At 36.8% G+C, this 20,952-nt stretch carries 24 protein-coding genes and 1 tRNA gene; 18 read left to right on the top strand and 7 right to left on the bottom strand.

Features of this window, described 5'->3' with window-relative positions; translation table 11 throughout:
• The first annotated feature begins 118 nt into the window (after window positions 1-118).
• Window positions 119-457 carry a hypothetical protein gene (locus tag ACINWC141_RS05740; protein WP_009388829.1) on the top strand — a complete coding sequence of 113 codons (339 nt, stop codon included), beginning with the start codon at window positions 119-121 and terminating at the stop codon, window positions 455-457.
• 864 nt (window positions 458-1,321) lie between these two features.
• The gene (locus ACINWC141_RS05735) at window positions 1,322-1,876 is read left to right on the top strand and encodes a TetR/AcrR family transcriptional regulator (RefSeq protein ID WP_009388798.1); all 555 of its coding nucleotides are present in this window, start codon (window positions 1,322-1,324) and stop codon (window positions 1,874-1,876) included.
• Between the two features lie 169 nt (window positions 1,877-2,045).
• Here the strand turns inward: ACINWC141_RS05735 and ACINWC141_RS05730 are convergent, their stop codons facing one another.
• Complete coding sequence (locus ACINWC141_RS05730; protein ID WP_009388817.1) at window positions 2,046-2,279, bottom strand: DUF2171 domain-containing protein; 234 nt, start codon at window positions 2,277-2,279, stop codon at window positions 2,046-2,048.
• Between the two features lie 249 nt (window positions 2,280-2,528).
• On the opposite strand from ACINWC141_RS05730, the gene ACINWC141_RS05725 reads away from it, so the two are divergent.
• From ACINWC141_RS05725 to ACINWC141_RS05710, 4 genes are read left to right on the top strand one after another with little or no spacing between them, the layout of a single operon-like run.
• A complete protein-coding gene (locus ACINWC141_RS05725) occupies window positions 2,529-3,542 on the top strand; it encodes an acyl-CoA dehydrogenase family protein (protein WP_034677770.1) in 1,014 nt (337 codons plus the stop codon).
• Window positions 3,530-4,324 carry a PIG-L deacetylase family protein gene (locus ACINWC141_RS05720; RefSeq protein WP_009389071.1) on the top strand — a complete coding sequence of 265 codons (795 nt, stop codon included), beginning with the start codon at window positions 3,530-3,532 and terminating at the stop codon, window positions 4,322-4,324. Before ACINWC141_RS05725 ends, ACINWC141_RS05720 begins: the two co-directional genes overlap by 13 nt.
• Entirely contained in the window at window positions 4,299-4,898 is a 600-nt protein-coding gene (locus ACINWC141_RS05715) for a class I SAM-dependent methyltransferase (RefSeq protein ID WP_009388962.1), read from the top strand. The genes ACINWC141_RS05720 and ACINWC141_RS05715 overlap by 26 nt, the downstream gene beginning before the upstream one ends.
• A complete protein-coding gene (locus ACINWC141_RS05710) occupies window positions 4,895-5,539 on the top strand; it encodes a glycosyltransferase family 2 protein (RefSeq protein ID WP_009389054.1) in 645 nt (214 codons plus the stop codon). The genes ACINWC141_RS05715 and ACINWC141_RS05710 overlap by 4 nt, the downstream gene beginning before the upstream one ends.
• A 4-nt stretch (window positions 5,540-5,543) precedes the next feature.
• Here ACINWC141_RS05710 and ACINWC141_RS05705 read toward each other — a convergent pair whose 3' ends face one another.
• The gene (locus ACINWC141_RS05705) at window positions 5,544-5,906 is read right to left on the bottom strand and encodes a DUF3592 domain-containing protein (RefSeq protein ID WP_009388802.1); all 363 of its coding nucleotides are present in this window, start codon (window positions 5,904-5,906) and stop codon (window positions 5,544-5,546) included.
• 253 nt (window positions 5,907-6,159) lie between these two features.
• Between ACINWC141_RS05705 and ACINWC141_RS05700 the strand changes: the two genes are divergently transcribed.
• From ACINWC141_RS05700 to ACINWC141_RS05680, 5 genes are all read left to right on the top strand, one after another.
• On the top strand, window positions 6,160-7,407 hold the full coding sequence (locus tag ACINWC141_RS05700; RefSeq protein WP_034677782.1) for a mechanosensitive ion channel family protein: 1,248 nt from the start codon (window positions 6,160-6,162) through the stop codon (window positions 7,405-7,407).
• A gap of 220 nt (window positions 7,408-7,627) precedes the next feature.
• Complete coding sequence (locus ACINWC141_RS05695; RefSeq protein WP_034677764.1) at window positions 7,628-8,569, top strand: metal-dependent hydrolase; 942 nt, start codon at window positions 7,628-7,630, stop codon at window positions 8,567-8,569.
• Between the two features lies 1 nt (window position 8,570).
• A complete protein-coding gene (locus tag ACINWC141_RS05690; protein WP_009388994.1) occupies window positions 8,571-9,467 on the top strand; it encodes an alpha/beta fold hydrolase in 897 nt (298 codons plus the stop codon).
• 25 nt (window positions 9,468-9,492) lie between these two features.
• Window positions 9,493-10,734, top strand: a complete 1,242-nt coding sequence (locus ACINWC141_RS05685) for an NADH:flavin oxidoreductase/NADH oxidase family protein (protein ID WP_009388775.1) — start codon at window positions 9,493-9,495, stop codon at window positions 10,732-10,734.
• A 41-nt stretch (window positions 10,735-10,775) separates the two neighbouring features.
• A complete protein-coding gene (locus tag ACINWC141_RS05680) occupies window positions 10,776-11,255 on the top strand; it encodes a DUF6632 domain-containing protein (protein WP_034677762.1) in 480 nt (159 codons plus the stop codon).
• A gap of 52 nt (window positions 11,256-11,307) precedes the next feature.
• Here the strand turns inward: ACINWC141_RS05680 and ACINWC141_RS05675 are convergent, their stop codons facing one another.
• The gene (locus ACINWC141_RS05675) at window positions 11,308-11,712 is read right to left on the bottom strand and encodes a hypothetical protein (RefSeq protein ID WP_034677761.1); all 405 of its coding nucleotides are present in this window, start codon (window positions 11,710-11,712) and stop codon (window positions 11,308-11,310) included.
• A gap of 266 nt (window positions 11,713-11,978) precedes the next feature.
• On the opposite strand from ACINWC141_RS05675, the gene ACINWC141_RS05670 reads away from it, so the two are divergent.
• A complete protein-coding gene (locus ACINWC141_RS05670; protein WP_009388998.1) occupies window positions 11,979-12,743 on the top strand; it encodes a COG4705 family protein in 765 nt (254 codons plus the stop codon).
• A gap of 147 nt (window positions 12,744-12,890) precedes the next feature.
• Here ACINWC141_RS05670 and ACINWC141_RS05665 read toward each other — a convergent pair whose 3' ends face one another.
• Window positions 12,891-14,129: an MFS transporter gene (locus ACINWC141_RS05665; RefSeq protein WP_009388972.1), complete on the bottom strand. Its 1,239-nt coding sequence runs from the start codon at window positions 14,127-14,129 to the stop codon at window positions 12,891-12,893.
• A 111-nt stretch (window positions 14,130-14,240) separates the two neighbouring features.
• On the opposite strand from ACINWC141_RS05665, the gene ACINWC141_RS05660 reads away from it, so the two are divergent.
• Both ACINWC141_RS05660 and ACINWC141_RS05655 read left to right on the top strand, forming a co-directional pair.
• On the top strand, window positions 14,241-14,687 hold the full coding sequence (locus tag ACINWC141_RS05660) for a winged helix-turn-helix transcriptional regulator (protein WP_009388791.1): 447 nt from the start codon (window positions 14,241-14,243) through the stop codon (window positions 14,685-14,687).
• 85 nt (window positions 14,688-14,772) lie between these two features.
• A complete protein-coding gene (locus tag ACINWC141_RS05655; protein WP_004793524.1) occupies window positions 14,773-15,102 on the top strand; it encodes a hypothetical protein in 330 nt (109 codons plus the stop codon).
• A 96-nt stretch (window positions 15,103-15,198) separates the two neighbouring features.
• Here ACINWC141_RS05655 and ACINWC141_RS20025 read toward each other — a convergent pair whose 3' ends face one another.
• Window positions 15,199-15,363 carry a hypothetical protein gene (locus tag ACINWC141_RS20025; RefSeq protein WP_155757880.1) on the bottom strand — a complete coding sequence of 55 codons (165 nt, stop codon included), beginning with the start codon at window positions 15,361-15,363 and terminating at the stop codon, window positions 15,199-15,201.
• A 292-nt stretch (window positions 15,364-15,655) separates the two neighbouring features.
• Between ACINWC141_RS20025 and ACINWC141_RS05650 the strand changes: the two genes are divergently transcribed.
• From ACINWC141_RS05650 to ACINWC141_RS05635, 4 genes are all read left to right on the top strand, one after another.
• The gene (locus ACINWC141_RS05650; RefSeq protein ID WP_009388858.1) at window positions 15,656-16,387 is read left to right on the top strand and encodes a DUF4760 domain-containing protein; all 732 of its coding nucleotides are present in this window, start codon (window positions 15,656-15,658) and stop codon (window positions 16,385-16,387) included.
• A gap of 187 nt (window positions 16,388-16,574) precedes the next feature.
• Window positions 16,575-17,426: a tetratricopeptide repeat protein gene (locus tag ACINWC141_RS05645; RefSeq protein ID WP_009389061.1), complete on the top strand. Its 852-nt coding sequence runs from the start codon at window positions 16,575-16,577 to the stop codon at window positions 17,424-17,426.
• A gap of 25 nt (window positions 17,427-17,451) precedes the next feature.
• Window positions 17,452-17,814, top strand: a complete 363-nt coding sequence (locus ACINWC141_RS05640) for a hypothetical protein (RefSeq protein WP_155757879.1) — start codon at window positions 17,452-17,454, stop codon at window positions 17,812-17,814.
• 292 nt (window positions 17,815-18,106) lie between these two features.
• Window positions 18,107-18,688, top strand: coding sequence for a hypothetical protein (locus tag ACINWC141_RS05635; RefSeq protein WP_009388809.1), 582 nt, complete (start codon window positions 18,107-18,109; stop codon window positions 18,686-18,688).
• A 512-nt stretch (window positions 18,689-19,200) separates the two neighbouring features.
• On the opposite strand, the gene ACINWC141_RS05630 is transcribed toward ACINWC141_RS05635, so the two are convergent.
• Both ACINWC141_RS05630 and cysS read right to left on the bottom strand, forming a co-directional pair.
• Window positions 19,201-19,276: transfer RNA gene (locus tag ACINWC141_RS05630), tRNA-Gly, on the bottom strand.
• 63 nt (window positions 19,277-19,339) lie between these two features.
• Window positions 19,340-20,761: a cysteine--tRNA ligase gene (cysS, locus tag ACINWC141_RS05625; protein ID WP_034677755.1), complete on the bottom strand. Its 1,422-nt coding sequence runs from the start codon at window positions 20,759-20,761 to the stop codon at window positions 19,340-19,342.
• Window positions 20,762-20,952 lie beyond the last annotated feature (191 nt).

The raw sequence follows: 20,952 nt of genomic DNA, 5'->3' as shown, positions 1-20,952 counted from the left end.
CAAAAGAGAAGGTGATTTACCTCATTTTTCTATTATTAATAGACACTTGTAAATAATTATTATTAAATACGCCCGCAATATTATCACTAATACTTTTAATAACTTTTTCGGGGAAATAATGCGTAATTTTTTAGTAACGGTTTTCACTTTATTGGTAGCAACATCAACTTATGCTGCTCAAGAATCTAGAAATCTTCTAGAGCAAACACAGTGCGAGAAAGCAGTAGAGCTACATGGTTTTTTAAGCCGTGCTCAACTTGATTGTAATTATCACTATTATTCAGAAGAGTTAAAGGATGCTGCCGCGAAATGTACTAAACATGATCTTGGCGAAAAATATGGTAGAGAGGTTATGAAATTTGGTATGAAGGAATTTGAAGAGCGCAAGAAAGAGGATACTCAGGGGCACTTTTGTCATAAGGTTTTAAAAGAGTTTCCAAAATATATTAAACAATAAAAAAATAAGGTTTTAAAAACCTCTTCTAGCAAGCCGATAAAATGGATTTATTTATTCATTTTATCGGTGTATAACAGCATATAAATTATAATTTAAAAATAGAAAATAAACTTTAAGGATTTACCTAATATCACATTGACACTTAAAATCTCTCTTATTATTCTTCATTTCAGGATGAGAGAGGGACGCCTTGCGCGTGCTGGATTCTTTGTTGCCAGTCTGCTAACCCTCTTTTGTTCTATTATTATTTTTATTAAATAATAAATTTCTAATAAAGTAATTAAATATTCTAATTCAATGAAAAATAATATTTATTCAATTATTTTCTAGCCAATATCACATTGACACCTAAAACCCCTCCGATTATGCTTTGCGTGCTGGCCTACATTGCCAGTTGGTTTTAGCAGACCATCAGCCAAAGTACACGAAAAAGTAGTAATTTTTTTGTGGAAATCCCTGCGTGCCCCCTCTGCGGCGGAACGGGAGGGGGACACCTTCGGGTGTGCTGGATTCTTTGGCTCCAGTCTGCTAACCCTCTTTCGTTTCGCCACCATTATTTAGCAGTAATGTGGTGAAACTTCTTTTTAGCCAAAGGAGTTCGCTCATGCGTACTATTTCTTATTTATTGGCTTTTGCCAAACTCTCTCTAGTTATACCGCCCAACTGGTCTTTAAAACGGTTAAATCGACTTTAGGTTTTAAAACCTTAGCTCGTTACGACTAAAAAATCATAGCAACAATAAAACCTGAGATAGCTTAGGCACATTTTGTGCGGCTTTTGCATGCCTGTTTTTAGCACTCATTTTAAGAGTGACGGCATTTCTATCTCTTTAGATACAACAAAAAATTATTTTAAGCGGTACACATGAACAATTTAGAATCTTCATTTAGAGCACTACGCGTGCTTCACGTAGCAAAAGACTTATTTAATCAAGATGGCTTTCATAAGGTCGGTGTCGACCGAATTATTGCAGAAGCCAAAATTCACAAAGCTACTTTTTATAACGACTTTCACTCAAAAGCACGACTCATCGAGATGTGTCTCACTTTTCAAAAAGATGCGCTCAAAGTAAAAGTATATTCAATTCTTAACTCTTACCGTGAAGAAATAGTGCTCGATAAACTTAAGCAAATTTACCTTTTACATGCCGACTTAAATGGCTTTTATCATTTACCCTTTAAGGCAATTTTTGAAATTGAAAAGATCTATCCGGATGCCTATCAAGTTGTAGTGGACTATAGAAAATGGTTTGTTAATGAAATCTATAAATTACTCTTAACCTTAAAATCTACAGCTTCAGTTCAAGATGCTTACATGTTTTTATTTATGATAGATGGGGCAATGGTTCAACTCTTAGGTGAAAATGTGGTCGATGAAAGAGATCGCTTGTTGGATTATTTCTTTTTAAACTTTGCCTAATGAGCTAGAACTTAAATACAAAAGCCTCCAATCATGGGGGCTTTTGCATAGATATTGAAATAAAAAAGCTCCTTAATGAAAAGGAGCTTCAGTTTTTATAATTTAAATTTTAGTTATATAAATTATTAACTTTATTTTTATCCAGCTAAAAACTAGCTAGTCGAGAAGTCTAGATCGCTTGCCACTGATCTTTAACTTCTTCTGAATTTTTGTTGAGTATGACTTGGTTTTCTTTCACTTCCCCAATCCACGCAGTAGGGATGAGGTGATGTTGACCACTTTCGTCTCGAGTCAGTTTCAATTGATTTTCACCGTCGAGATGGTCGACCGTTCCTACTTTTGTACCGCAAGAAGCAATAACATCTGCGTGTTTTTTAATATCAGTAATATTTAAAGTATTCATTTTTGACCTCTTCTTTAGAAATAGAAAAACGGTAAAACCTAAATTACTTTAAATAAGTGCATAAATGTGGGTTTTTTAATAAACCTTACAGGATCAGGTTATAAGTTCACTTAATAATTATATTTGAGTAACAATGAAATAATTAGAGATAAATCTAATAATATTTATCTTTTTATTACAATTTATATGTTTATTTAAACAGAAGTATTTAGATAAGGTTAAATGAAGTCTTATAAATAACTATTTGCAATGAATATTAAAATACCTATAAATGTGACGATATTAAGTTTATTGAGTGAATTTGAATCGGCTTTAGCTGAAGATAAAAGCAAGCTTCGTATAAATTTACTCTATCAATTGGTAAATTTAACCAAGAATTTACCACATCCAGCTTCGGGTCAGACCTATCAACGCTGGCAACTTTTTGCTCAGATTGCTGGAGTCGATTTAAGTTTGGCGAAGCTGTTTGAGTCACATTGCGATGCTATAAGCATTTTAAATGAATTGGGTTATCAGTCAGAAATAGATGACCAGCTTTGGGCCATTTGGGCGGCAGACGGCGGACCAGCTCCATTGCAAGTGAAAGATAACCTCTGTAATGGCATCAAGCCTTGGTGTTCTGGTGCAGAATTTATTCAAAAAGCTTTGATGAGTTATAAAAATCAGCAAGGGCAGGCGCAGCTTTGTATTGTCGACTTAAGTCACTCCTCCATTAGCACTGATATAAGTAACTGGCATGCAGTCGGAATGCATCCGACACAGACGGCAAGAGTAAGTTTTGAAAATACACCTGTAAAATTGATCGGTCATCCAAATAGTTATTTAAAACGCCCAGGCTTTTGGCATGGTGCAGCAGGTGTTGCGGCTTGTTGGTATGGTGCCGCCGTTGGTTTAGCTGGTTTTTTACAAGAAAGTTGTCAGGTCAGTCCGAATCCTTTTAAAAAATTGTATTTAGGAGAAGTCGCTCAGCAATTAGAAATCACCAAGCAATATTTTCAATATGTTGTTGAACTGATTGATCGCAAACCCATGCTAAATCATGAGCGTGAGATACGAATATTGCGTGCCCAAACAGAGCAATCCTGTTTGAGTGTAATTGAACGAGTTGGGAAAGCATTAGGTGCTCGTCCTTTTTGTGAGGATGCCACTTTTGCACAGCTCATGGCGGATTTGCCTGTGTTTATAAGACAAAGTCATGCTGCTTTTGACTACCAGCAAATTACAGAACTCTGTTTATCGGACCAAAGCCTATGGGAACTTTAAAACATCCTTTGGTCGAAGACCGCGTTATTTTTGGTGAGGGCACGGCCAAAGAGCAATGGTTAAAGGCGTTTAAAGAACAACCTTTAGAGGCTTTAGATCTTGAGTTATTCCGCTCTAAAAGGGTCGTAATTGTTGCTCCACATCCAGATGATGAAGTACTAGGGTGTGGTGGTTTAATGCAGCAGCTCATCTCACTGAATTGTAAAATTCTAATTTTAGCGGTAACTAACGGTACGCAAAGTCATCCTAATTCTAGGAAATATTCTCCAGATCAACTTAATATTCTTCGTCCGCAAGAAAGCTTAGAGGCCTTAAATTGTTTAGGGGTTTTGCAATCAACTGAACGGGTAGAACTCAACTTGTTAGATGGCCAGATTCATCTTCAGACTGATCAACTTTGGCAGAGTTTAGATAACATCATTCAAGCTGATGACATTCTGATTTGTAGTTATGCCTTTGATGGTCACCCAGACCATGAAGCAGTAGGTAAGACAGTTCAAGCCTATGCAACAGCTAAGCAGATTTTGTATTTACACGTATTAATATGGGCGTGGCATTGGGCTGAGCCTTTAGATGCGCGAATTGATTGGCACTCCGCAAAAGCGTACCACTTAACCGAAGAGCAGTTAATTAAAAAACATCAAGCAATTTTGCAGTTTAAAAGCCAAATTGAAGCAGATGAAACTACGGGGAATATGGCAGTTTTGTCTACTTCGATAATTAATCGTCTTTTAATGCCTTATGAGGTTTATTTGAGTGATTCATTCTCGCATGTACTTTGAAGATTTATATCGTCATAACAGTGATCCATGGGGCTATGACTCACATTGGTATGAAGCACGTAAAAGACAAATTTGTCTTGCGCTACTCACAAAACCCCGCTATCCAAAAGTGTTAGAGGTGGGGTGTTCAAATGGACATTTAAGTATTCATTTAGCGCAAAGAGCCGAATCTCTGGTGTGTATAGATGTGTCTGAGTGTGCTGTTCAATTAGCTTCCGAGCGCTTACAAGAGTTTGAGCATGTAGTGGTCGAAAATAGAAAAATACCAGAGGACTATTTGGTTCAAAAATTTGATCTGATTTTAATTAGCGAAATGGCTTATTACTTGTCAGCAGATGAATTGCATCAATTTATTGAAAAGTTAAAGCATAGTTTAAATGACAACGGCGAGATTTTGTGTTGTCACTGGCATCATGAAATTCAAGATTTTGAGTTAAATGCCGAGCAAGTCCACCAAAGTTTTCAGCAACATTTTCCATTTCATCATTATCTCAGCTTAAACGATCCAGACTTTATGATTGATTTGTGGACGGCGAATACTTCCTCTTTAGCACAGCAGGAAAAACTAAAATGAAAATAGGTATCGTTATTCCAGCGCATAATGAAGAGTACTATCTATCAGCCTGTCTGCAATCTATTCAGGTGGCTATAGATAAGATTAGCGGTTATGAAGTAGAAGTGATTGTTGTACTTGATAGTTGTACAGATCAGTCGCGATTGATTGTACAAAGCCATCAGATCAATTGGATTGAATGCAACTATGCATGTGTAGGGCAAGCACGGGACTTGGGAATTCGTCATTTGATTGAGCGTGGAGTGACTTGGATTGCATGTACGGATGCAGACACAATAGTCAGTCCGGATTGGCTGCGCTATCAAATCCAGCATCAACCCACAGATGTAATTTGCGGTACTGTGATGTTAGATGACTTGAGCCATCTATCTATGGACAAACAGCAAAAGTACTTGGCACATTATCAAGATCAGATGGATCATGCGCATATTCATGGAGCAAATTTGAGTTTTAGTGCAGAAGTCTATCTATTAGTAGGGGGCTTTGACCCTATTTCATGTCATGAAGATGTTTCGTTAATCAAGAAATTTATAAAGCATTGTTGCAATATTACTTGGAGCAATCTAGTTCGGGTGACAACAAGTAGTCGATTAAATGGACGCGCACCACAGGGTTTATCGTACTTTTTAAATAACCTCTAAGGACTCAAAACATGAGTTCTCCTAATATCGAAATATTCTTTAAGTTTTGTGGGTCATATTTAATATTGATGATATTACCCACCTTATATTGATCGTGATTTTGTTTAGCAATAATCACCTTTAGATTTTCGGTAATAATTTGACCTTGCGCCGCTTGGAATTTTAATTTTATATGACATAAAGGACGATATTGAACTTTAACGAGCGAGTCTTGAAAATACACGACTTCGGCAGAAGTAACGATTCCTCGTTTATATATAAAAAACTTATAAACCAGACTTTTAAGAAAAAAGGTCCAAGCAATATAAATAAAGAATAGGGTAAACCAGATTATTCCAATAAAAGTCAAAAAATCAGAAAATTTCACTTATTAGAACCAGAATTACTCATTTAAAGTATTATTCTAGATGAACCAATTCAGTCGATCTACTCAATAAAAACAATCTAAAACAAAAGCAGATAAAACCTCACAGTGAAGTGTGAAAATAAAAAGCATCCTTATTCATTAAGGCAGGTATATAACTTAGTTGTTGTATTTATGACTACATATGTAAACAAGTCTTATTATCAAATGCTTTACCCCTTAAAATTCGAGAAAATAAAGTTTTAAGGGGTAGATGTTGGATTTTTTTAATTTTTTTCGCGAAATTCGGGTTCAGTTAAGCCATTATCCTTGGCTAGAGATGATTGTTTCACTCACTCTTTTAATTTTATTTGCAGCAATAGCAAATTTTATTGCCAAACGAATTATTGTTCGAGGCGTTCGTCATTTAGTCACAAAACTTAAATCACCCAATCAATCAATTTTTGCTCAGCATAGTGTCATAAAGAAATTTGCAAATATTGTTCCTGCTGTTGTGATTATGAATGGTATTGCAACAGTTCCGCATCTATCTGCGAAGTTTATTGCTTTTGTAGAAATGGGGGCGCAAGCATTTATTTTTCTCACGCTCGCACTTACTGTCAGCGAACTGTTAAATATCTTCAACCTTATTTATCAGCGTAATCCAAAATCTAGAAACAAGCCGATTAAAGGTTACTTACAACTCGTTAAATTAATTTTATTTGTTGTGTGTGGCCTGATGATTTTGGGAACGTTCCTTAAAAAGGATGTGTTCACATTACTTGCAGGTTTTGGTGCGATGGCAGCAGTATTAATGCTGGTTTTCCAAAACACCATTTTGTCATTGGTTGCTAGTGTGCAAATTGCATCTTATGACATGGTTCGTATTGGAGACTGGATTGAAATGCCATCACTCAATGCAGATGGTGATGTGATTGATATTTCATTGCATACAGTCACTGTGCAAAATTTTGATAAAACCTACACGACCATTCCGACCAATAAGCTGGTTACCGATACATTTAAAAACTGGCGAGGTATGAGCAATTCAGGTTGTCGTCGAATGAAACGTTCACTCTTTCTCGATCAAAGCAGTGTTCATTTCATGAGTGACGAAGAACAACAAAAGCTCAAAGAGTTTTTATTATTAGATCAATATCTGGATGCAAAGAATTCTGAAATTGAAGAGTTCAATAAACAGTTAAGCAATCAATCTCGTTATAACAAGCGCCGTTTAACCAATATCGGAACATTCAGAGCCTATGTAGAGTTTTATTTGCGCCAGCATAAGGGGGTTGCCCAAAATCAAACCATTATGGTTAGACAATTACAGCCGACCAGTCAGGGCTTACCTTTAGAAATCTATGCATTTACCAATACCATTGCATGGGTTTCTTATGAAGCGATTCAGTCCGATATTTTTGATCATTTAATTGCGATTCTTCCCGAGTTTGGTTTACGTGTTTACCAAGCACCTTCGGGTCATGATTTGCAAAGATTAACGGCAGAGATTAACCCAACTTAAGCTTTAAACTGCCCATACAAATCCTAAGTTATTTTTGAAAAAGCTCCCATAAGGGGGCTTTTTTTAATTTTTCTTAATCTAGCATGTCTTACTTAACCTTTATTTTAAAAGACTAATTCAAATTTTTGACCGTTCTGACATAGGAATTGTCCTTTAATGATATTAACAAGTTCCTTTTTGGAACTTAATGTGTAGCTATCTTGAGGAAGAGAAAAAGAACATGTACCCAAACACATTCAAGGATATGGCATCTAAAACTTTATGGCCTCTATTTCCGCGTCGTGTCGCTTTTGATTGGAATGAGTCACCATTGCACTGGATGCCACAATCTCCAATAGGTAGTCATGCTGTAAATCACTTCAGTTTTACGCTTGTGCGAGGAGAATACTTTTTCTGCCGTATTTTTAATAAGGCACTCCCATTCGTAACCGATGAAAAATTAAAAAAAGATGTAGAAACTTTTATTCGCCAAGAAGCAATTCATGCTCAAGCGCATAAGGAATCTATCGAAAAATATATTCAGCGTTATGGCGTTGATATTGAAGAACAGTACGAGCGCGTAATTGAACTATTTGATTACATGCTTGCAGATAAGCCATTTGGAAAAACTCTACCAAAGCGTATGCAAAAGTCTTGGTTATTGCTCCGTGTAGGCATTGTCGCCGCTGCCGAACATTATACGTGTGCATTAGGTCAATATGCTTTGACGAAAGCTCACTGGGAAGAAAAGGGGTGTGACCCCGTGGTAAGTGATTTATTTACTTGGCACTGTGCAGAAGAAGTTGAACATAGAACCGTTGCCTTTGATCTATTTGAGCACTTAGGCGGTAACTATGCATTGCGTGCTGCAATCATGAGTATTACGGCACCCATTTTTACTTATTTAATGGTGAAAGGCACGCAAGAGCTTGCAGCGGTAGATCGTAGCTTGCCTAAATCTCAGCAAAGCTTAGGTCGTCTTGATTTTTGGCGACAATGGTTTAAAGCAAGTTCTCAAGAATTAGTACCAAGTCCGATTTGGTTTATGACGACGGCTAAAAACTTCTTTAAACCTGCTTATCATCCTTACTATGAAGGTTCAACTGAGCTTGCATTGGATTATATAAATCGTTCACCGGCAGTCAAACTTTATCAAGAAATACAAAAAGGGTTGGTGAGCTAATATGAATACAATGATTGAAAAACAACAAAGATATATTCAGTCAGCTGATGTCACTTTATCAATATATGAGTGGGGTACAGCAACAGCTAATCGTGAAACGCTGGTGTTTATTCATGGTTATCCAGATGAAGCTCAGATCTGGGATGAACTGGCTTCATTGCTGAAATCAGATTTCCATATCGTGACTTACGATGTGCGAGGAACGGGTTTATCTGGAGCTCCGTTGTCTGAAGCGGGATATCACATGGACTATCTCATTTCTGATTTAAAAGCAGTTATTGAACAAACGAGTCTTCAGCAGCCTGTTCACTTGATTGGTCATGACTTGGGTGCTCTGCAAGGTTGGGAAGCGATTTTGGATGATAAGTTAAAACCTTATATCAAAAGCTATACGGCTTTAGCTCCAAGTATTGACCATGCAGGCATTTGGTTTAAAGAAAATCTAAACAGCAAAGAGCCTGCAAGAAAGTTCGCGGCTATCAAGCAGATGATTTCTTCGAGTTACATGTTGTTTTTTAATATTCCAATTCTTCCAGAGCTAAGCTGGTATCTGGGTTTATCAAAAATATGGCCACAAGTCGTTTCTCAACTCGAGGGTAAGAAAGTTACGCCACATCCGCATCAACTCAAAAATGCGATCCGTGGGTTAGGTTTTTATAGATTGAATTTGTTTAAGCCATTAATTAACTCGAAAAAACGCTATACCTCAGTACCTGTACATGTTTTATCGATGACTAAAGATCGCTTTGTCCCTCAACATATCGTCGATAAACAAGATCGATGGGTAAATTCTTCTTTTACACGTACTGATATTCATGCGGGTCACTGGGGAATTGCGAGCCATCCTGATTTAATCGCATTGCCTATTCGTAACTATATTCAAAAGCTCACTGCATAAAAAAGAATCACGCCGGAGGCCTAAGATGAAAAATGATTTAAAGCTCGCATCGCCATTTGTATTTAAGAAAAAAATTACGTTAAAAAATAGGCTGATTAAATCAGCTTTAAGTGAAGCATTGGCTCATACCGATGGGCGACCGAGTAAAGAGCTGATTCAGTTATATCGAACATGGTCTCAGTCTGGAGCGGGGGTTTTGATTACCGGTAACGTGATGATTGACTCTAGAGCAATCGGTGAACCCGGTAATGTCATCATCGAAGATGAAAAAGATTTTGACCTCATCAAAGAATGGGCAGAAGTTGCTAAATCTGGTGGTAGTGAAATCTGGATGCAAATAAACCATCCTGGTAAACAAGCAATTCGAGGGTTAAATAAAGAAACGGTTTCACCTTCCGCTGTGCCGTTTGGCCCGAAAATGGCAGCAGTTTTTGCTACACCGCGAGAACTAACTCATGATGAAATTGAAGATCTGATTCAACGCTATGCAAATACCGCTGAGATTGCCAAGAAAGCAGGTTTTACAGGTGTTCAGTTACATGGTGCACATGGTTATTTAATTAGTCAGTTTCTTTCTCCGCACCATAACCGCCGTACAGACCAATGGGGCGGAAATATTGAAAATCGACGTAGATTTGTACTTGAAATTTATAAGGAAATTCGTAATCGAGTTGGACCGGACTATCCGGTAAGTATTAAATTAAACTCAGCCGATTTTCAAAGAGGCGGTTTTACCGAAGAAGAATCGCTGGCAACCATTCAAGCATTGGATGAAGTAGGTATCGATTTAATCGAAATTTCTGGCGGAACCTATGAAAAACCGATTATGCAATTGGGTAAATCCAAAGCCTCAACCCTCTCTCGTGAAGCTTACTTTCTAGACTTTGCTAAAAAAGTGCGTGAACAAAGTAAAGTGCCACTTATGGTGACTGGAGGCTTTAGAAGTCTGCAAGGGATCGAAAGTGCTTTATCAAATAATGATTTAGATTTTATTGGTCTTGGCCGAATTTTCGCAATTGAACCGATGGCATCAAAACGGCTATTAAGTGGGCTTGAAACTATTAATCAAGTTAAACCATTAACTACAGGTTTTAAGTTTATTGATAATTTGGGGTCATTAGAAATTACTTGGTATACGCGTCAAATGCATAGATTAGGACGGGGGAGCTTACCGATTCCAAATGAAAATGGACTCAAATCTTTTATTCTAGATATTAAAGATAAAGGACTGGGTATTTTCAAGACTCGTCGATTACGTGCGTCTTAAAAATTATGAAATAAATTTTCATATCAGTGAGGGCATAAATTATGTCGGCAAATCATCAAATACAAATATCTCGGTTCAGCTTCGTAGCAAAGCTTATGGGTTACAGCTTTATTCTATTTTTTGCCGGAGCCGCACTTGTCATTTTTTTAAATATTCCCGACATTTTACTTCAATTCGAATGGGGTAAATTTCTTGTGCGGCTGGTCCGTTGGGGATCGTTACATGGTGGAGCTGAGCATTACGAGTTGATGATCTCAGCCATCTATATTGTATGGGGCTGGTTTCTTTTGAAAGCGGCCAAAGAGCCTTTAAAGAACTATATGTTTTTTGAATTTACCATGGTTGCAAATATTGCCCACTTCGGGGCAATGCTTGTTATGGGTTTGGTCATGACACATGAATTTCCACATTTAATTGGAGATGTATTGTTGGGATGGGTCATTCTCTTAATTTATATTTATTTCTGGTGGCCTGTCAGGAAAATATATAAATCTGATCATAATTTGATTCAGTCCGTTTAAAAACTAAACAGTGAAGGGTGATGGAAATTGAACTCGAACCCTTCACTGTAGATTATCCTGCAAACCAAATGTTCTGATGATCACACATTGGACTCAAATGTTTAATGCGTAGATTGTCCTGCTCAAAATTACCAAAACTTCCAGCAATATCTAACTCATTGCCTACGGCAACTAGCTTACCTTTATAAATTAAGGTTTCTTTTTCAGAATCCCACTGAGCGGTGTTTTCCGGAAAAATAATGAGGATATCGTTCACATAGAGGCACTCTTGTTTTAGCTGCAATATTCCTTTTAAGCGAGCTGATGCAGAAACGCCATTAAACTCATAAACAGGTAGTTTCACCGCACTCGTATTTTCGTTCGCCTCTTGCCGCTGACATCCCGCCAGAAGAGCAAATACAACTGCGCAAATCAATTTATTATTAATACCCAATTTTGTTCCTATAGGGGCTTTCATATAATTTTGATAGTAATGGACAAATGTTGCATATCAACATTTACATTGTTAGAGAAGATTTCATCTCATTCACTCACATGCATAATCCTTGAATTATTATAGTTTATTTATTTGTATATTGTTATATTTTTCATCTAAGTATTGAGACAAAATGCGCCGTGTCATCTTTTATGAAAAGGTATTTGTAATTTATTTTTAACCTTAATTTTATCTTAAGGCATAAACTTTTAGATAGCAGCTAATGAAGGTATGTTTGGGAACATACAATGATGAGTCATGAGAATTTATCTAAAACCTTGAGTAAAGTTCCAGAAGTCACTTTATTATTTTGGATCATTAAAATTGCAGCTACAACGCTAGGTGAAACCGCTGGAGATGCGCTATCCATGTCCCTTAATTTGGGATATGTAATTAGTACGGCAATTTTTGCAGTGATCTTTGCAGTATTTGTCGGACTACAAATTAAAGCTAAAAACTATAATTCATTTTTTTACTGGGCGACAATCATTGCCACTACGACCTTAGGGACAACGATTGCCGATTTCGTTGATCGAACCTTAGGTGTGGGTTATGCAGGAGGGAGCTTAATACTACTTATTTTATTAGGCGTATCTCTATTTGTTTGGTATTTAAGCTGCGGCACAATTTCAGTAAAAAGTATCCAGTCTGCAAAAAGTGAAGCTTTCTATTGGTTAACCATTATGTTTTCTCAAACATTAGGGACAGCTTTGGGCGATTGGACGGCTGATACGCAAGGGTTGGGGTATACGAGCGCTGCTTTAATCTTTGGCACTTTATTGTTGGTTTTGGCAATCTGCTATTTTTATACCAAAATTTCAAGAACCTTATTATTTTGGTTGGCCTTTGTTCTTACCAGGCCTCTAGGTGCGGTATTGGGAGATTTTCTGGATAAACCTATTGCACATGGTGGATTAGAACTAAGCAGATTTAGCGCGTCTTTTGTTTTATTAGCTTTCATTGTGATTTGTTTAATGGTCTTTAAACCTAAAGCGGCACAGACATCTCACTGATGATTCCTTAGCTAAATAATCAGTTCGAGTAAGTTGAATCATATGAATAGATCAATCTGAATCCTTTAGCTCTAACATTGAATTAATACTTATAAATCGTTATTGAATGAATTCAGTATGTGTATTCATAAAGGATGAGTTCTATTTTTATATTTGGCTTACCTCCTGCGGTGAAATATGACGTGTTATCCACCAAAAAAGCAGTGCCAATAGACTAACACCTGCGCCTAGCGTACACACGCCAAGCCATCCCGCATAGGCATAAGTCGCCGTTGTGCTGATTGCACCTAATCCACTGCCGATCGCATAAAACAACATGTAGAGACCCACAAGCCGGCTATGCGCTTCTGGACGAGTACGAAAAATCATACTCTGGTTGGTTACATGGAGGGCTTGTCCGCCTAAGTCCAATAATACAATGCCAATCACCAGTGCCCAGAGTGAGTAACCCATAAGTGAGAGTGGACCCCAAGCGAGCAGTAATATGAAGAGTGCTACCGCGCTTGTACGCTGAGCATATCCGTGGTCAGCCCAATAACCCGCACGTGCAGCAGCCAAAGCACCCACAACTCCGACGAGTCCAAAAGACCCAATAATAGTATGCGAAAAACGATATGGCGGCTCACTCAACGGTAGGACCAGTGCGCTCCAAAAAATATTGAATGCAGCGAACATGAGTAAAGCTAAGACACCGCGCACTTGTAATACTTTTTCTTGGCGCAGCAGTTTTAGCATAGTGGCTAGAAGTTGCGGGTAGCGCATGTTAACGGGCTGAATTTTTAAATGAGGCAGACGTTTCCAAAGTGGCAATGCAATCATAACCATGATAACGGCTGCGCAAACATACACGCCACGCCAACCCGCTATATCACTAATTCCTCCTGAAAATACTCGGGCAAGCAGTAAGCCAATGAATACACCACTTTGTGCAGTACCTACTACATGTCCTTGCTCATGAGGAGCCGCAGCACTCGCAGCATAGGCAATAAGCCCTTGAGTCATGGCCGTACCGAGTAAACCCACGGCAAGCATTCCTGCTAAAAGAATGATTGTAGAGTGAGCAAAGGCAACCATGAGCAAGGCAAATATTAAAGCCAGTAACTGCATAGCCATTAATCGACGTCGATTTACAAGATCACCCAGCGGTACTAAAAAAACGAGGGCTAGCGCACAACCTATTTGCGTGGCTGTAACTACACCACCAATGGCAGCATGACTAACATTAAAGTCCTTGGCCAATATGTCGAGCAAAGGCTGGGCATAGTAGACATTTGCTACACTTGCACCACTTGCTATGGCAAACAGCAAAATTACGCCACGGGGCATGTTTGAAAGCGGTTTATCGCTTTCTGTGGGTGAAGCTGAAGATGCAAGAGAAGCTTTCATGGGCCTAAATCCATTTAATCTAGTTTTAAAATGCAACTAGTTGAATGTTAAGTCTACTAGTTTTAAAATGCAACTAGATAACTTGTTATTGATTATTGGTAAGGAAACTTAATGACGAACTCTAAATTGTTAAAAGATGAACCTTGTCCTGTTGCGCGCTGCGTCAATCTGATTGGAGACCGCTGGTCACTGCTCATTGTGCGTGATGCTTTTGATGGGATGCGCCGTTTTGGAGATTTTCAGCGCAGCTTAGGAGTAGCACGAAATATTCTTTCTGACCGACTAAAAAAGTTAGTGGATGCAGGTGTACTTGAAATGCAAGACGCTTCGGATGGTACTGCTTATCAAGAATATGTATTAACCGCTAAAGGGGAGAGTTTGTTTCCAGTGGTTGTGGCTTTGCGACAATGGGGAGAGCACAACCTATTTGAAAGTGGAGAGCGCCATTCGCTGTTGATTGATAAAAATACGGGTCAGCAAATTCCATTTATGGCGCCAGTCGCGGCAGATGGAACAGTGCTGAAAGCTTCTAACACTCAAGTGCAAAAGGTGAAATAAAATAAGACAAAACAAAAATAACCTTTTTTAACTTAAATTTGGGCGGATTAGTTGGTAACCTTGCGCGTCAAATTAAGGTGAGATTATGAGATTTATATTCCTCTTTATCAGCGCGATTTCAATTCAATGTTATGCAGCATCAGAAGCCATGGAACTTCATTACTGTGAAACTGTGAAAAAAGCAGCAAGTGGGGTGATGGATGCAAGACAACATGAAGTGCCAGCTAAAGAGTTACACGACATCGCCGATCATCTTGAAGAGCAACAAGCCAAACAACTTTATCAAGAGCTTATCAAATCTGCATATTCTTCAAAGCTATTTGAAGACCCTCTCATTAAGTCAAAAGCTGTCGAGAACTTTCAAACCACTTGGCATGAACAATGTTTGGCAAAAGAATTAGCTAAAAATATTTGAGGGTGTTAATGGGGAAATGCGGAAATCGATTATTAACCCAAGAAAACTTAATAAAACTAGGACTGCTATTCCATAAATCTGATGATTTAAGAAAAGTTAGACAGTTTGCTGAGAAGTACAAAGCTTAAGCTGGTTTATATAGACAGCATATTCTTGAATAAGGCGCATAAGAAGGTGACAGTACGAACGACGAAGGCTTAGATGCTGACGTTCGGTGACTGTTTGCGAACGCGCGACATAACTTAGCGGTGTTGTTGACACATAATACGGCTGCGCTATTGACAACGACGTTACGATTCGATATTGACACTTTTGTCATTAGTACGTAGTATGCGTTTAAACGAAACGTTTACTATTGCGACGCGGCGACCGACTGCGACGCATATTTTATTTAGACGTATATAAGTTAAATCAAGCGTAAGCTTTGAGAGGAGACGCCATGAAAACTACAAAATTAAACTATCGCTTAGCAGATGGTTATGGCATCGGCTAGTTTACAAAAGAATACAAATAAAGCATCCTATTATGGATGCTTTATTTTTATGAGTATAAAATGGTTATTGATAACATATTATTACTAAGAACAATTTTATTATTTTTACCTTTTTTGGGCCTTTGGTATTTCTTTGATAAGAGAATTAAAGATAAATTCTTCTTAAAGCCACGAACCCATGTGCAATTAAATTTCATAATGATTGCATTAGTGATTGTTTTTTTGGAATTGGTGTACTGGAATTTATTCTTAAGGCACTACACATTTCTTGCTTTTGAATTAACGAAGATATCTTTCAACCCTCAAGGGGAAGAGAAGCAAACAATTTCAAACACCTTGGTAGTTCTTTTGGGAACCGTGGTAGCAATTTTAGGTTGGTTATTTCCAACTCGTGCAAATAGTGTGGCAGCAACTAGAAGCCATACAATACACACTTTAATGGAGTCGAGACTTTCGGAAGTCTATAACCACAAAGTCATGTTATGTACTGAAGTTTTTGTAACGGCTAGAAAACAATTCGGTGATGGCTATATTCTTAAAAAAGAACACTTTGAAATGCTTGACCAAAAATATAAAGATGCAATCCACTATCTTTTAAACTATTTAGAATTTGTTGCTACCGGCATTCGTTTTGGAGACTTGGATGAAACATTAATGAAAAATATGATGAAGACAATCATTAATACGAACTTTACATTTTTCGAAGAAGTAATCAAAGACAAGCAAGTAAAAGCACCAACTGTATATGAACATTTAACAGCACTCCAAAAAAGATGGAGTTGTATTAAGTAAAGATAACCACCTTCGGGTGGTTTTTTATGATGCTCAAATTTGAGAATCATATCGAAATACCCAAATTCAGTGTCTTGTTACCAGATCAATGAAAATAAACCGAAATTAATTTACGTTCTTACTAAAATGATGCACATTGATACCACCATTGCTATAATTTAATAAAAACACATTTGAAGTTTGCAGTATGAGTGCGCCATTACCAAAAACCAAACTGGAAGAAATAGCAGAAGTCTTCGCTAATGAGTCAATAAAAATTGATCTCAAGCCATTTGGTGAAGGATCACGGCTGATTGCAAAATATAGAAAAAGCATGAATGATTTAGTTCAGAGTGATCCCTATATGGCATATTTGGGTTTGGGGGTTTTAAGCTCATACGAAGCAAACTATGAAAATGCTATTTCGTACTTCAAGGCAGCCGAGAGATTAGATCCAATTTCTAGATCACCGAAAATAAATTTATCATCTTGTATTTTGCTAGGCGGAAATTTAGATGGTTGTATTGATTTGTTATTTCAATATATAGACTTATATCAAGATGACAAAGTAATGTTAGAAATATGCTTAAGGGTGTTTCATATGTTCTATTATTTCGATGAGTTAGAAGATTTAAGACGAAAAAATAATAATAATACTTTGTTTAATGAAGTCTTTTTAAATAATAAGGATGATACGCCAGAAACTGAAGAGTTTATGAGTCAAACAAGTCTTGATAAAAATGTATTGAGAGCTATGCAGTTATTGGCTACTCAAGAGTTTTTTTCTAGATTCTCAATAAATTCTTCATTTATATCAAATTATACTACATATATGGATGCCGATCAGTTGAGTGAAATTATATATATACCAAAAAAATTGTTTGGAGATATGTGTGCAGATGGCATTCAAATAATTGATGAAATGAATAATTCTTTGCAAGAGAAATTAACAGATTTATTTTTACACTATAACAATCAATCCGATTCTAATAGCCTATTAAACAGTTTTAGAAGTTTTTCAATTTATTTTGCCTTAGATGAAAGAGTGAAGAAGAGTTAATATGGATTCATTAAGCATTAACGACATGGCTGATTATCTTTATGAATCTACATACTCAAATCAAGAATGTCTAAAAAGAACTTATTCTGGGCGATATTATTATTTTATATACCATAAAGTTAAAGAGTGGCTTGAGACACATTACCCAGAAATATTTAAAAACATGGGTGGAAGTAGTCATGAGAAATTGAGATTTTGCATGGAGCATCTTGCAATTGAGAAAAAGAACAAAAATTTCCATATGCTTGCATTAAAACTTGGTGTTTTACATCAAATTAGGGTGCATGCAGACTACCATTTGGACAATGAGTTTACAGTCAGTCAAGTTATGATCTTAAAAAAAGAAAAGGATCGTGTATGTCAATTACTGGAAGAATTAGTAGTTTGAAAATCCCGCCTAGTGCGGGTTTTTCTTTATGTAGCATTAAAAAGCACCCTAAGATACTTTAGAGCTAACCAGTTTACTGCTGCTTGAAATATTATATAAAAGTTATTTTTATAAGACATTCATGGCCAGCAATAGGTCTTATTATAACTTTTCTTTAAATTTGTTGATTTATGAGTTAAATACTAGTATAAAGTGCCCCACTATGAGGTATGGATTAGATTTAATCTTGCAAAGCCTTATTAATAACAATAGTAATACTTTTTAAAAACGAGTTAACCGAAGAATACAATATATGAAAAGAATAGTTTTAAAAATTGAAGAAGCAGTAATATGGCTTCTAACTTATCTAGGAGCTATACTGATTTTTTTTAGTATCGCTGCATTGTTTGGAGAAAAAGTTAAAAAATTTTTTGAAAAAAGAACTAAGGTGAAAGCTTTTTCTGACAATGATTTTAATTATATTTCAAATACTTATGGTGAGTATAATGACTCGTATATTTATGTAAATAATATTTTAGATCTTTTAAACTCTTATATACCAAGTAATATCTTAATTTTATTTTTCCTAGGAATTATTTATTTATTTTACTTGCTTACAGTGGAGTATATAAAAAATGTTAAACCTAATAGAAATAGTTATTTAATATATTTTTCGAATGCACTTGCATCTATTGCTTCTGGGATTTGTTCTTTAATGTTCTTTATTACATCAACATTAATTATTTCAATTGTATTTATTATATATATAGGAATGTGGTCAAGTGATATCTTATTATTTGTGCTTTACTTTACTATTATATATATGATATTTACTCTTTTTATATTTTTTGTCGATAAGTCTCTGTCTGAGGCTGTAAATGAAAGTGTGCGTTAAAGCTCTATAATACATAAATTCTAACAGTTGGAATGAGCACTAACTGTTAGAACTATTTCTACTACATAATAAAAATTTACCTTATTATAATTATACAAGCCTACTCCGTAAAAATATCCTTTACTTTAAGTTGACTTCGTATTTACCCTCATACACTCACTGCCACATATGCTTTATGCATTCGTAATGTGAAATAAACTATTGACGAGTTTCGGTCTTAACCCCATGCAGTGTAAGCCACTTTCTATTTGTTTTTGTTGCTGATGAACTATTCTGGGGCAAGCATCAGCAAGATCAAGATTACTAAATTTTTTCACATTCTTTACACTTGATTAAGGCCATTTTTTCTTTCTATAAAGGGGTTCTAGAGCCTATAAATTTACTTTGAAATAGTTTCAAATTAATTTTCTTAGTTATGTCAGAATAATTTTAAATATTAGTTATTAATTTACGTTTGATGCGAAGCAATAAAAAACCACCTAATCCTTTCGAATTAAGTGGTTTTTAAATTTTGGAGCGGGAAACGAGACTCGAACTCGCGACCCCAACCTTGGCAAGGTTATGCTCTACCAACTGAGCTATTCCCGCAATGTGAGCACATTATAGAGTGTTTCACTAAAGTGTCAACACTCTTGTGATTTAATTGAACATTTAATCAGCACGACGCCAAACTGTACCTTGGCGAGTGTCTTCTAATACAACACCTTGGTCGAGCAAAGACTGGCGAATGCCATCTGCTTTAGCAAAGTCTTTTGCTTTTTTCGCATCAACACGTTGTTGAATGAAATCTTCAATTTCAGCATCAGACAAAGTAAGCGCTTCTTGTCCAATATCTGATTTTAAGAAATCATCTACATTGTGTTGTACCAAACCTAAAATGTTGGTGAGGTGACGTAATGTCGAATAAAGCACAGTCGCTTGGTCAGCTTGCTCTTCTTTTACAGCACGGTTTAACTCTTTGTTCAGTTCAAACAATACCGCCATTGCTTCGGCTGTGTTGAAGTCATCACACATCGCATTGTTAAAACGTTCAACAAAGCTTTGATCAAGTGATTCAGTTGTCGTTTGACCGTACACTTGTTGGTAAGCTTTAAATGAATGATAGAAACGAGTTAAAGAAGTTTTTGCTTCTTTAAGTGCGACATCAGAGAAGTTCACAGGACTACGGTAATGTGAAGACACAATAAAGTAGCGAATCACTTCAGGGTGGAATTTCTCCATCACGTCACGAATAGTAAAGAAGTTGCCTAAAGACTTAGACATCTTTTCACCATCAACATTAATGAAGCCAACATGCATCCAGTAGTTTACATATTGTTCGCCAGTTGATGCTTCACTTTGCGCAATTTCATTTTCATGGTGTGGGAACATTAAATCTGAACCACCGCCATGAATGTCAAAGAGATTGCCTAGGCAGCAAGTCGACATTGCAGAACATTCAATGTGCCAGCCCGGACGGCCATTACCCCAAGGAGATGCCCAAGATGGTTCATTTTCTTTGGCATGTTTCCAAAGTACAAAATCAAACGGATGTTTCTTTTCAACTTCTACATCAACGCGTTCACTCGCACCAGCTTGCATGTCATCAAGCTTACGGCCAGAGAGGCGACCATATTTTTCGAATTTGGTCACTTCAAAATAAACATCGCCATTTGAAGCAGGGTAAGCAGAGCCTTTATTTACCAGATTGCCAATCATGTTTTGCATCTGGTCAATATATTCAGTCGCTTTAGGTGCTTCATCAGGTGCAGCACAGCCTAAGTTAGCTGCATCTTCGTTCATTGCATCAATGAAACGAGTAGTGAGCTGCTGAATGGTTTCACCATTTTCATTCGCGCGTTTAATAATTTTGTCGTCAATGTCGGTAATGTTGCGAATGTAGCGAACATTCCAGCCTTGACTACGCAAGAAACGAATAATGTAGTCAAATGCAACCATAACTCGAGCGTGCCCGATATGACAGTAATCGTAAACGGTCATACCGCAGACGTACATATCGATGTGACCTTCTTTGCGAGGTACAAATTCAACTTTTTTTCGTTGCTCAGAGTTATATAAAACAAACGGTTGCATAAGGGTTTTCAAACACTCAACAAAAACAGTGTTACATCATAACTGATGCATCATTTTTCACAAAGTTTTATGCAAGAATTTTATAAGCTTGTGAAATCTTATACATTTAAAAACGTGTAGATGATTGAGTTATGTTAGAATGCCCCCAAATCTTTTGATTAAAATCACCGATCTTTACAAGAGATCAGATC

Source organism: Acinetobacter sp. WC-141 (assembly GCF_000313935.1).
Lineage (GTDB): Bacteria > Pseudomonadota > Gammaproteobacteria > Pseudomonadales > Moraxellaceae > Acinetobacter.
The sequence above is the reverse complement of the archived record's forward strand: the minus strand, read 5'-3'. Positions and strand labels throughout refer to the sequence as shown.

Bases quoted from the DNA above. Each gene is read 5' to 3' on its own strand.
- ACINWC141_RS05740 (WP_009388829.1), top strand. From the start codon at position 119: ATGCGTAATTTTTTAGTAACGGTTTTCACTTTATTGGTAGCAACATCA.
- ACINWC141_RS05735 (WP_009388798.1), top strand. From the start codon at position 1,322: ATGAACAATTTAGAATCTTCATTTAGAGCACTACGCGTGCTTCACGTA.
- ACINWC141_RS05730 (WP_009388817.1), bottom strand. From the start codon at position 2,279: ATGAATACTTTAAATATTACTGATATTAAAAAACACGCAGATGTTATT.
- ACINWC141_RS05725 (WP_034677770.1), top strand. From the start codon at position 2,529: ATGAATATTAAAATACCTATAAATGTGACGATATTAAGTTTATTGAGT.
- ACINWC141_RS05720 (WP_009389071.1), top strand. From the start codon at position 3,530: ATGGGAACTTTAAAACATCCTTTGGTCGAAGACCGCGTTATTTTTGGT.
- ACINWC141_RS05710 (WP_009389054.1), top strand. From the start codon at position 4,895: ATGAAAATAGGTATCGTTATTCCAGCGCATAATGAAGAGTACTATCTA.
- ACINWC141_RS05695 (WP_034677764.1), top strand. From the start codon at position 7,628: ATGTACCCAAACACATTCAAGGATATGGCATCTAAAACTTTATGGCCT.
- ACINWC141_RS05690 (WP_009388994.1), top strand. From the start codon at position 8,571: ATGAATACAATGATTGAAAAACAACAAAGATATATTCAGTCAGCTGAT.
- ACINWC141_RS05685 (WP_009388775.1), top strand. From the start codon at position 9,493: ATGAAAAATGATTTAAAGCTCGCATCGCCATTTGTATTTAAGAAAAAA.
- ACINWC141_RS05680 (WP_034677762.1), top strand. From the start codon at position 10,776: ATGTCGGCAAATCATCAAATACAAATATCTCGGTTCAGCTTCGTAGCA.
- ACINWC141_RS05675 (WP_034677761.1), bottom strand. From the start codon at position 11,712: ATGAAAGCCCCTATAGGAACAAAATTGGGTATTAATAATAAATTGATT.
- ACINWC141_RS05670 (WP_009388998.1), top strand. From the start codon at position 11,979: ATGATGAGTCATGAGAATTTATCTAAAACCTTGAGTAAAGTTCCAGAA.
- ACINWC141_RS05665 (WP_009388972.1), bottom strand. From the start codon at position 14,129: ATGAAAGCTTCTCTTGCATCTTCAGCTTCACCCACAGAAAGCGATAAA.
- ACINWC141_RS05660 (WP_009388791.1), top strand. From the start codon at position 14,241: ATGACGAACTCTAAATTGTTAAAAGATGAACCTTGTCCTGTTGCGCGC.
- ACINWC141_RS05655 (WP_004793524.1), top strand. From the start codon at position 14,773: ATGAGATTTATATTCCTCTTTATCAGCGCGATTTCAATTCAATGTTAT.
- ACINWC141_RS05650 (WP_009388858.1), top strand. From the start codon at position 15,656: ATGGTTATTGATAACATATTATTACTAAGAACAATTTTATTATTTTTA.
- ACINWC141_RS05645 (WP_009389061.1), top strand. From the start codon at position 16,575: ATGAGTGCGCCATTACCAAAAACCAAACTGGAAGAAATAGCAGAAGTC.
- ACINWC141_RS05640 (WP_155757879.1), top strand. From the start codon at position 17,452: ATGGCTGATTATCTTTATGAATCTACATACTCAAATCAAGAATGTCTA.
- ACINWC141_RS05635 (WP_009388809.1), top strand. From the start codon at position 18,107: ATGAAAAGAATAGTTTTAAAAATTGAAGAAGCAGTAATATGGCTTCTA.
- cysS (WP_034677755.1), bottom strand. From the start codon at position 20,761: ATGCAACCGTTTGTTTTATATAACTCTGAGCAACGAAAAAAAGTTGAA.